A 10,091-nucleotide genomic window follows, 5' to 3' on the forward strand; every position below is an offset into this window, starting at 1 on the left:
GCGTGCCCAGACCAGTTGGTCCGGGGCCCAGACACACCTGCTACCGCGGAGAACGCAGCGGGGTGGTTGTTGGTGGTCGCGGCGGAGCCTGCGCTCGGGCATAAAAGCCACGCTGTTGGGCGCGGGTTCGGCTCCGGCCGCAGAGGAGTAAGAAATGCGATTGACATCACAGCAGCGAATCGGCGACGAAGATGACCGAGACGTCACTGCTGACGAAGTCGCCGCCGACTCCGGCATCAGCCGCACCATCCTCTACCAGGAACTGTCTGAAGCGAAGGAGTCAGCGTGAGCCAATCCATCCCACCGGAACTGGCAGTACGTATGCCGCATGGGAAGTTGATCACAGTGGATGATCTGGTCGCATACGGTTGGTCCACTCGGATGATCAACAGCTTGGGTGAGCCGAACCGCATGGAGATCACCTCGCAGGGCCTCGAACAGCCCCAATTCTCAAGGGTCCAAGTTTTGTCCCGGTGGAAAAAACCGGGTGCCAAAAGAGAGGTAGAGGCAGCCCAAGCGCGATACCGCTTCTTGCGGAACCTGATCGACCAGATGGACGCCCCGGACGCAACCATCATGGTCTCTGCGCGAACGGTCGTGGTGCAGGAGTTCACGTATGGAGACCTACGCATCCGTATTGGCGACCCTCCGCCTCATGAGCACAGCCGCCGAATCAGCGTGTTGCTTCAGATAGATGGTGAATCTCCACAGCGCACCGATGCCCTCTTCGAATCTGTCAGCCAGAAGCTGCGCCAGACCCGCGCACCTGCAGCTGGTACGACGAGGGCCTACCACGTCCACCACCCAAGGCAGCCTGGCGAACGGTCCGCCGAGGTGGAAACAACACTGGATCGACCGTACGGCGCGGATGCACAGGCCGGGGCCCCATGGAAACCTCACGGCCGAGACCTGCCATGGGTCGTGACTGCCGCGAACATGTTTCGTAGCGATCTAGCTCCGCTTCTCCAAGGTGTGCGGGGTCAGAACGCTACGAGCAGTACAGCCATACACCCGTCCCATCAGGTGGAAACAGACTCCCGAGACTCCCGACTTGGCGCGAACGCCGGTGCGATACCGAAGCCTGCGAACGCCACAGGCTCAGCCGGGCAGCGACGCTGCCCGGTGTGCGGAAACGCGGGGCTTGCGGACGGCCGGTCCAGACATTTGAAGTGCGAAGGGAGTCGTGTCCCTGCCGTTGTGCCAGCTGCGGTGGTCGCCTCAGACGTCGACGCTGCACCAGACAGCCGGGACATTGCCCGATACCGGGAACTCGTCTCCTCCGTCGAGCGGCGTGAAGCGGCAACACGCGGCCGTCGAGTCGAGCGCGTAAACCACGAAATAGTTCGACTTGATCTAGCCAGGAAAGCAGTCCTCCTTAGATGTGGAGGCCGTTGCGAGAACCCGGCATGCGGTGGCCAACCAGCCGACGTTAAGGACGACGGACGGCCGATCCTAGAAGTTGACCACGTTAAAAGGATCTCCGAAGGCGGGCGGGACCATCCAGTACAAATGGTCGCTCTATGCCCGAACTGCCATGCCATGAAAGAGCACGGCAGGCAGCGGGACGTTCTCAGCGCCACCCTCCTGAAGGTGGCAGAGCAAGCACATGCCCGGTGGTGACCAGCCATCTACCTCTGCTGCAGTAGCCCTCGGTTGCAGCCCCTCTGACTGGGCCCGCTCGACCAGCATCGCGATCAGTTGCTCGTTGGATCCGGCGCGGGCGGCCCAGGCTGGGCTCTCTCGACAGGGTTCCGCGTTGCACACACTCAAGACATGACGATGAACTGATCACCTACGCGCGCCAGCGGTCGAGTTCGTTCACTAGTCGTGCGGCCTAGTACCGGGCCCCAGCACAGGACCGGCGCCAACACCAGGTGAGTCGCGTACCCGTAGCTCTCGGCTGCGGCCTCGAGGTCGGCCAGTCCTGGGGAGCATCGGAGGAGAGGGGCGGGTCGATGTCGCTCCGGGTGGCGGCTAGGGCAGGCGCGGTGAGGCTGGCGGCCAGCGCACCACGCAGCAGTTTGCGGCGCTGCATCGGATCGTCTCCATGGTCGGACTCTGTGCTGAGAACGGCGGTGTCCTTCCAGGGTTGTGCAGCAAGCCCGGGCACCGGGCATGCAGTCCGCCGGCGATTCGCTCGACAGTCGTGAGGGCGGGGACAGGTGAGTGCCCTTGTCGCTGATTGTCATGCGTATTGCCACACTCTGTTACTCGGTGGTGTACTTGGCCGCCTCGGATGATCTAGGGGGTGTGGGTGCGAGCCTCAGGGGCGTTGGCCAGTTCTGTGTCGCCTTACGGGCGCGTGACGCATCGGGGTGCGGATGTCTGCAGCGCCGGCTGACGGCGGACGTCGAAGTCGGCGTGGCTTCGCTTACCAGGACGCGGTGACGCTTCTGGACTGCCTCGACATGCATGAGGGCTTGTGGACTCAGGTCTCCTGGGAGGACCTGGAAGACATCGTCTGTCGTAATGGTCACGCGCCCTCATACCGCCAGGTGAAAACCATCGAAGAAGCTGGCAAGCGGCACAGTGTCGCCAACGTGTGTGCACCCGACATTCCGAAGAAGCCGGAGACGAGCTACTTGGGAAAGCTGTTCCTTGGGAAACCGCTTCCAGCAGAGACTCGGTTCACCTTCATCGTCAATGAGAGTCCGCACGTCGATTTTCACGCGTTCGTCGTCGATCGCGGACAGCAACGTGGTTCTGTCCCGTCGAAGATTCGTGATGACATCATTGTTCGGCTCAAGGGCGTGGATCTTCCCGAAGAGCGCGACATCGGCTGGTGCGTCGACCGTCTAGAGGTCCTGGTTGAGGGCCGCACGATCGAGCAGGTTGAGGACAGGGCTCTACGTCGGCTCGGACCGATCGTGACCAAGGTCTTGGGGCATCCGCCCATGACTACTGACATCGAAGACGTCCTGGTGTGGTTGGGGGTTCGCATCGCACGCGACGCGCTTGCTCCAGTGCCACGCACAGTGGGCACCCACGACTTCCAAGACATGCTCCATGATGCGATCGCACGGGCCACTGGGCGAAGACCAGACGGAAGCACTGCCCCTCTCACGAAACTCACTGACAAGCTCGCGGTCGCCGGAGTCCCGGCAGACGAAGCGGCAGGGCATCTGGATAACGCGCTGAAATACCGTCATGCCTGGCGTGCCAGCCTAGGTCCAGCCCGCGAGGCGATGGATGCCTTCGCCGACGACGTCCACGCCATCTGCACACGCGTCATGGCTGAGCGACGCGCCGGACGCATCCCCGCCGGCTCAGAGGCATACGTCGAGACCCTCACCCGTATCGAAAGCCTGCCTGCGGTGAGCAGCGGCACCGTGACCCTCGCGCGAGCTCACGCCGTACTCGCGGACATCACCGCTCGCTGCCAGAACCGGTACGCCGATGCGTCATAGCATCGGTGCAAACGCCGTCCCACCGCCCCACCGGCCGTGGGACCCTGACGACTCGCCCGACTTCCACGCCTCGCGGCTACTCCTCCTGGTTGCCGAGTGCGGCAGCGACCCCGGTCCTCATATTGCTGGCCGAACCAAGCTCGCAAAGCTCGACTTCTTCCTGCGCTACCCGGCCTTCCTCGAGCGCGCACACGCTGAACTCGCCAGCAGCCTGAGCAGCCAGGAGGCCTTTCGAGCATCGATGCCCGAGGAAGTAGAGGCCCCGATGATCCGGTACCGGTTCGGTCCCTGGGACCCCCGCTACAGACAGTTCCTGGCCTTCCTCATGGCCCGCGGTCTCATCACCATCACCACCAGCCACAGACCAGAGCGCGTCCGCTTGACGTCGGGAGGAAAGCGAGCGGCCGCAGCGCTGGCGGACATGGACGAGTTCCATCCCATCGTCACTCGTTGCCGTGCCATGAGGGACAACTTGGCGCAGTGGTCCGGGACCGATCTAAAGAACCTTGTCTACCAACTCTTCCCCGAGGAAGTGGCGGACCTTGCCTACAACCAGGAGATCAGGCCATGACGACGCCTACGACACCCTTCCGTAAAGGACTGCGAGTCGAGTCGGTCACGCTGGTCCACACGTCAGGCGAGATGGACACGTACACCTTCAACACCGCTGGTCTCAGCATTCTGTCTGGTGTCAGGAACAGCTCGAAGACCACCACGCTCAAGGCTATCGACTACTGTCTCGGCAACCGGGACAGCCCAACTGAGGCCCTGAAAGCGGCTGTCGCCGACGAGTACGTAGAGGTCAGCGTCGAACTGACCCTGGACGGCACTCCGACGGAAATCCGGCGTAGCCTCCAGTACGGGCGCCAGAACAAGGTCGTACTGAACGGCGATGAATTCCCCGTCGGAGAGTTCTCCGACCGCATTCTGCACAAGCTCGACTGGCCGATCCTCAGCATTCCCAAAGGTATCCAGGCCACCACCGCCACCGAGCTCACACCTCTGACGTTCCGCAGTCTGCTACGCCACGTCTACCGCAATGAGGACTCGTGGACTCAATTCGCCGACAAGGAACAAGAGTTCCTGAGGCGAGCCGTCATCAGCTACCTCTTGGGTTTCGCCCCGACCAGGTACAGCAACCACGACTTCGAGCTTGCGGCAGCACAACGCCGACTCGCGCAGGCGCAGGCGGCCGAACGAGAGGTGCATGACAGCGCAGACCGAGCCGTCGCAGCCGTCTGCGAGAACCTGCAGCTCCCGACCCCCAGGAGCGAGCAGCAGGTCAACTCCATCAGAACCGACTTGCGGGCCGATCTCGACGCGGTTGTCAGGCAACGTTCCCAGCTGACCCGCGAAGTGGAGCAGGTTGTTGCTGGAGGAGGCCAAGAAGGCGATGCCGAGGCAGTGAGCCATGGCTACGACGCCACTCTGTCGCAGCAGTACGAGCACGCGACCCGGAGCCTCACAAGCACCGCCGAAGCCGTCGCCGGCCTCGAGCAGGTCCTGACTGCCCACATGCAGTCTCACAACACGGTTCGGGCAGAGATCGCCCGCATGGAACGCCTTCTAGCCTCCGTCGACATCTTCGACAGCCTTCCGGTGCGCCTGTGTCCTGCCTGCGAGCAGAAGATCGACATCCATCGCGATCACCCAGAGGGCACTTGCTACGTCTGCACCCAGCCAGTGACCGAGGACCAGCGCAGACGACGCGGAGAACTGGAGAAGCGGTCCCTGGCCGCAGAGGCCGACGACCTCCAGGAAGTCATCGCCCGAACCAGCCGCGACCTCGACCGAGCAAAAGCCGACCACCGGCACGCCCAAAGCACCCATCAAGACATTGCCAGGCAGCTGAACGTCGACCGGGCCGCCCGCCTCGCACCGTTCATGGCCAGACTCGAAGAGATGGCTGCCCAGACCGCCACTCTGGAGCAAAAACTCATGGCGCTGCCCGCCATCGAGCAGATGCTCACCCGCAAGACTGTCGCCACGCAGACGAGCCAGGCGGCCCAAGACAGGCTGAACCGACTGAAGCAGCAACTCGATGAAACCCCCATCACAGGGCGAACGCCCATCGACCGCTGCGCCCTGTTCGCTGATCGGATGAACGAATTCCTCAACCGCCACCGCGATGATGTCTGGGTAGCAGGGAATGTGGCGATCAGCGCGGACGACCTGACCTTCTACGTCGGGACCCGCCCCTGGAACCAAGTTCTCGGAGCCGAAGCGCGAGTGTTGTTCTTCCTTGCCTACAGCAGGGCCCTACTATTCCTGGCCAGGGACCTGGGAGGCGACTGCCCGTACCCGGGACTTCTCATGCTCGACAACCCCTTCCAGCAGGGAATCGCAAGCGACGTCGTTCACGAAGTTCTCCGTGACATTGCCGATGCCGCCCAAGCCACCGGCGCACAGGTGATTTCTACGCAGGCCGTACCAGTACCACTTCTCTCCCCTGACATCGAACAGATCATTATGCCGAACACCTACATCGGCGAACCCGAGAGCTGAGCCACATCTGGACAAGGAGGGGCAGGTCGCCTGGCGCTCCCCGACCGGCTGCCTCCTGTCCTGTCTTACGCCCATTCGACGCCCAACTTCCGGAGCGAGAACAGCTGTTCTTCGGTGAGCTTGTCCCGCCTGGCCTTGGTGTTGCTGTACCAGATGCCGAGCTTGGTTTCTGTCCCGTCGGGCAAGGTCTCCACTGCCTTCCGGGGTACCGGGCGGTGGCCTTCCCGCTCGATCCACTGCGCGAGGGCCGCGAGGCCGCGCTGGAACGCCTGCTGCGCCTTACCCGGGCCCTTCGTCGTACGAGTGGCCGCCGGGGCGGGAGACGGGGCCTCAGAGGGCTGCACGCCCAACGCGGCCAGCCGCTCCTGCTGCTCGGTCGACAGCTGCGTCCAGGTGCCCGGATTCTTCTGCCGCTCCAGCCACTTGCCCAGGTCATCGCCCTCGAACAGCACCCCGGGTTCGATGGCCGGCAGGACACCGTCGGCGTCGACCAGGTCCGCGAGGACGCGGTAGTGCCGCTGCCAGTCCAGCGGCCACGGGCAGTCCCAGTCCGGGTCGACCGCGGTCAGCTGCTTCGCCCGCTCCACCGCCCGCTCCGCGTCCTTCCCCAGACCGCCCTTCCGGCGCAGATTCGCCAGATGCTGCCCAACGGGCACCATCGTCTCACCCTCGCCCCAGACCGCGTCCTGACGCGGTGCGAGGTGCCCGGTGGCCCGCCGGAACGACCGCAGGGCGGCTAGCTTGGCCTCCCAGGCTTCCTCGCCCGGCTCCCAGAGCATCCCGGCCTCCGGGGCGTCCAGCAGCGTCCTGCGTCGGTCCTCCAGTTCCCCGGCGCGCAGGGCTTTGCGCTGCTGGTGCACCCAGCGTCCGAGGGGGAAGTCCTTGGTGACGCCGACCTCGGTCTCCACGTCGTACGGGACGGCGTAGACGCCGGTGATCTCGTTCTCCGCCCGCCAGCGCAGTAGGGCCTGGTAGCCCTCCAGCCACACCAGCGACTCCGGCCTGTACACCCGGGTGCGCAGGAACGCTGCGATGGTCGCCGCGTCCCGGGGAGAGGAGAAGTGCAGCAGCGCGGACTCGGCAGCGGCGTCGGTGTCGTCTTGGTCCTCGCCGTCGCTCTCGCCGCCGGCACCGACAATCCGTCCGTCCTCGTCACGCTGGACGTGGACCTTGCGCTTGCCGCTGGTGAGGGCGCGGGAGGCGAGCTGCTCGACCAGGCGTTCATCATGCGAGCGCAGGCCCTGGAGCACGGCCACCAGCGGCTTGAAACTCGCGGAGGCGACCATGTCGGTCGGGTCCTCGCCGGGCTCCAGGAACACTGGCACGATGATCCGCGCGACCTTCGTGCTGCCGTCCTTGTTGAGGCGCAGCGCGCGGCCGATGTTCTGCACGATCTCCACCTGGGAGCCGCGGGTGTCCGCGAAGCAGACGGCTTCCACTCCCCGCTCGCCGGTGATATCCACGCCCTCGCCGAGGACGCGAACGCTGGCGAGGAAGGCGCGATGGACCCGGCGTCCGGCGGCGTCGATGCCGCCTGCGAACTGGCGCAGGACCTCCCGGCGTTCGGATACGAGGTGGTCGCCGCACAGCCACGCCGACCACACCCGGTCCGGTGGGACATGACGGCCGGCTTCGAGTTCGTAGAACTCAGCGTCGATGGAGGACCTCGGCAGCTTGTCCGCGGCCGCCAGGTCCTCGTCCGAGGCGTCGCTGGCGTACAGCTCGGCTGCGGTCTCGGGGAGCTTGTCCGCGAACGCGGCGGCTTCCTCGACCTTCTGGTGGAAGGTCATGACCGTACGGAGGTTGTACGCCGCCGCGTGCTCCAAAAGTGCGGTCTGCAGCAGCGCCAGGCGCCGGCCACGCCGCGCCTCTTCCGACTCCCCGAGGACGGGGGAGGGGTCGCGGATCTCCAGGACGTCGATCTCGAATCCGGCGAGGACCTCACGCTCGATCGCTTCGGAGAGCCCGAGCTCGGCGAGCCACGCGCCGTACGTGCCGTTCGGGTCATCGGCCATGCTCGCGATCTCCAGCTCCTCGCCGTCCGCGTCCTTCTGCGGCCGGGGCGCGGCGAGGATGCGCGGGGTCGCGGTCAGGTAGAGCCGGAAGTCCGCCGGGATCCGCTGGTTGTCGTGGATTGCTGCCCACGGCCGCCCAAGATCACCGGCGGTGCCGTGCGCCTCATCCATGATCGCGAGGTCGAAGCCCGCCATCTGCTGGCCATACAGCCGCTCCCCGCCCGCCAGCGCGGCCTCCAACGGCCCGCGGACCTTCCGCTGGCCCTCGGGTGCGTCGATGTCCTCACGGTCCACCAGGGAGGCGTACGTGGCGAACACGACGACTGGCCCGGACCCGGCCCACAGGGCGAGCTGGATCGGGTTGGTGGTGGTGCGTACCCCCAGCTCGTTCAGGACGGCGTCGTTCTCCAGTGAGCACACCGCGAACATCGGCGCCCGATGGCCCACCAGGCGCCACGCCTGGACGGTCTGCGCGAGCAGGTCCAGGGTCGGCACGGTCACGAGAATCCGGCCGTCCGCGAACGACTCCAGCGCGCACGCGGCGGCCGTGATCGTTTTGCCCGATCCGGTCGCAGACACGATCGTGCCCCGTGCCCCCTCAGGGGGCACAGATGATCTTGCAGGAAAGCCGACCCATTTCCGGAAACTCGACTTCTGGGCCACCTGATGTTCTCGGAGCTGGATCAAAAGAGCTCTCCGGATTCGGGAAGGGCTTGTTCGACGGAGGTGATCCGATATCCGCCGCGCTGGTAGAGGCCGCCGTCTCGGCCGTGGACGGTCCAGGCCTTCTCGGCCGCGCGGTCAGGTGTTGCCTCCATCAGATGGAGTGTGAGAACAGGCGCCTGCACAGATGAGTCGACAGCAGGCCGGGCATCGATCCGGTAGACCCGGTGCCGCTCGATCTCCACAGTGCCGGCCCCCAACCGCTCTGCCTCCGCCACGTCCTTCACCAGCCTTTGCAGCCGCTGCCGTTCGTAGCGGCCGCCACGCGCATCGCGAGCGAGCTCGTACACGGCCATCCCCTCCTTGTTCATGAGACTCGCGATCCGCTCCCACTGACGACATCGCAACTCTGCGATGAGCAGCTCGTTCAGATTGTGAGGCTCGCAAGGGGTCAGCCGCGCACTCCCGAGGCGCTCCTGAGCCAGACGTATCTGTGCGGCCACCGCATTGGGACCGAGCCCGACTGCTGTCGAGACCACCCCCAGCTGGATGAACTCATAGGGAAGATACTCATAGATCAACACGCTGTCCTCCTCACTCCGCAACGCGGTCCTGATGCGCCATGGGAGGTCCCTCATTTCTGCCAACTCTACATGCTGCATCAAATTGAGAAGCCTCCGAAGAAGTCCGGAGGAAAGCTATGATTCGATCATGACCGATGAGTGGTACGTCCTCATTGAAGAGGACACCAGAGAGACCGAACGCGCCGACGACGTGGAACTGAAACTGCACCGATGGATGCTGGTAGGCACTCACCACATCAACGGCGACCAGGAGCAAGCCACCGCCGTAGCCAAGGATGCGGCCCTGCACTACCTGCCGGGAGTCCTCGCCCGGCACGCCAAGCCCGGAGACGAGCCGGCACGGCATGCTTTCCTCACCCCGGACGGGGCCTGGGTGGTGCTCCTCAAGCAGCGGAACCGTGAGTGTCATATACGGGTGACAGTAGCCCGGTTGATGCACTCGCAAGAGGAGAAGCAGGCCCCACCGAAAACGCTGAAAGAGATGCTCCGCAGCGTTGTGCAGGCCCCGGAGCCCTCCCTGAAACCGTGGATGCCCACCGGGAAACCATCAGAGTGAAGGAACGGGACATCCCTGGCCACGAAAGCCCCAGAAGCTGACGGCCAATCACCCCGGACCACCTCTCGCTGCCAGCTCGAGCCGCGCGGAGCGCGGCTCACCGCCTCGCGCGCAGTGCGAGGCTTGCGGTCCGTAGCGCAGCGGAGGACCGCACACCCCGGACGCAGGCCGGGCCCAGGCTGCGCAGCAGCCTCACCCCCGAAGCGCAGCGCAGGGGGTGCCAACCCGATGGCGCAGCCATCGGGTTGAGCGGTGAGCGCAGCGAACCGCCAGCGCGCCCGCGGAGCGGGAGCGCAACCCCCGCGCGCAGCGCGGGGGTTCGCTTGCACATCGCGCAGCGATGTGGTACCCGCTCCGCGGG

General features: G+C 65.1%; 8 protein-coding genes. 6 read left to right on the forward strand and 2 right to left on the reverse strand.

From position 1 onward, the window contains the following. Positions 1-154: 154 nt before the first annotated feature. The 5 genes from ACFYYF_RS39900 to ACFYYF_RS39920 all read left to right on the forward strand — a co-directional run bounded on the left by ACFYYF_RS39900 (position 155) and on the right by ACFYYF_RS39920 (position 5,912). The gene (locus ACFYYF_RS39900) at positions 155-289 is read left to right on the forward strand and encodes a hypothetical protein (protein WP_388783974.1); all 135 of its coding nucleotides are present in this window, start codon (positions 155-157) and stop codon (positions 287-289) included. Between the two features lie 647 nt (positions 290-936). Continuing rightward, a complete protein-coding gene (locus ACFYYF_RS39905) occupies positions 937-1,620 on the forward strand; it encodes an HNH endonuclease (RefSeq protein WP_388784002.1) in 684 nt (227 codons plus the stop codon). A 701-nt stretch (positions 1,621-2,321) separates the two neighbouring features. Continuing rightward, positions 2,322-3,407, forward strand: a complete 1,086-nt coding sequence (locus tag ACFYYF_RS39910) for a dsDNA nuclease domain-containing protein (protein ID WP_388783977.1) — start codon at positions 2,322-2,324, stop codon at positions 3,405-3,407. Beyond that, positions 3,397-3,978, forward strand: a complete 582-nt coding sequence (locus tag ACFYYF_RS39915) for a hypothetical protein (protein ID WP_388783980.1) — start codon at positions 3,397-3,399, stop codon at positions 3,976-3,978. Before ACFYYF_RS39910 ends, ACFYYF_RS39915 begins: the two co-directional genes overlap by 11 nt. Further along, positions 3,975-5,912 carry a hypothetical protein gene (locus ACFYYF_RS39920; protein ID WP_388783983.1) on the forward strand — a complete coding sequence of 646 codons (1,938 nt, stop codon included), beginning with the start codon at positions 3,975-3,977 and terminating at the stop codon, positions 5,910-5,912. Before ACFYYF_RS39915 ends, ACFYYF_RS39920 begins: the two co-directional genes overlap by 4 nt. Before the next feature lie 65 nt (positions 5,913-5,977). Here the strand turns inward: ACFYYF_RS39920 and ACFYYF_RS39925 are convergent, their stop codons facing one another. Both ACFYYF_RS39925 and ACFYYF_RS39930 read right to left on the reverse strand, forming a co-directional pair. Further along, complete coding sequence (locus ACFYYF_RS39925; protein WP_388783986.1) at positions 5,978-8,614, reverse strand: Helicase associated domain protein; 2,637 nt, start codon at positions 8,612-8,614, stop codon at positions 5,978-5,980. Further along, positions 8,611-9,174: a hypothetical protein gene (locus tag ACFYYF_RS39930; RefSeq protein ID WP_388783988.1), complete on the reverse strand. Its 564-nt coding sequence runs from the start codon at positions 9,172-9,174 to the stop codon at positions 8,611-8,613. The genes ACFYYF_RS39925 and ACFYYF_RS39930 overlap by 4 nt, the downstream gene beginning before the upstream one ends. A gap of 127 nt (positions 9,175-9,301) precedes the next feature. Here ACFYYF_RS39930 and ACFYYF_RS39935 point away from each other — a divergent pair, with 127 nt between their 5' ends. Then, positions 9,302-9,730 (forward strand): hypothetical protein, encoded by a 429-nt coding sequence (locus ACFYYF_RS39935; protein WP_388783991.1) that lies wholly within the window; start codon positions 9,302-9,304, stop codon positions 9,728-9,730. Positions 9,731-10,091: the final 361 nt, after the last annotated feature.

It is taken from the genome of Streptomyces sp. NPDC001914 (assembly GCF_042891215.1).
Lineage (GTDB): Bacteria > Actinomycetota > Actinomycetes > Streptomycetales > Streptomycetaceae > Streptomyces.

What these genes read in the sequence shown, in the direction of transcription:
- ACFYYF_RS39915 (WP_388783980.1), top strand. Translation starts at nt 3,397, where the DNA reads ATGCGTCATAGCATCGGTGCAAACGCCGTCCCACCGCCCCACCGGCCG.
- ACFYYF_RS39910 (WP_388783977.1), top strand. Translation starts at nt 2,322, where the DNA reads ATGTCTGCAGCGCCGGCTGACGGCGGACGTCGAAGTCGGCGTGGCTTC.
- ACFYYF_RS39935 (WP_388783991.1), top strand. Translation starts at nt 9,302, where the DNA reads ATGACCGATGAGTGGTACGTCCTCATTGAAGAGGACACCAGAGAGACC.
- ACFYYF_RS39905 (WP_388784002.1), top strand. Translation starts at nt 937, where the DNA reads ATGTTTCGTAGCGATCTAGCTCCGCTTCTCCAAGGTGTGCGGGGTCAG.
- ACFYYF_RS39920 (WP_388783983.1), top strand. Translation starts at nt 3,975, where the DNA reads ATGACGACGCCTACGACACCCTTCCGTAAAGGACTGCGAGTCGAGTCG.
- ACFYYF_RS39900 (WP_388783974.1), top strand. Translation starts at nt 155, where the DNA reads ATGCGATTGACATCACAGCAGCGAATCGGCGACGAAGATGACCGAGAC.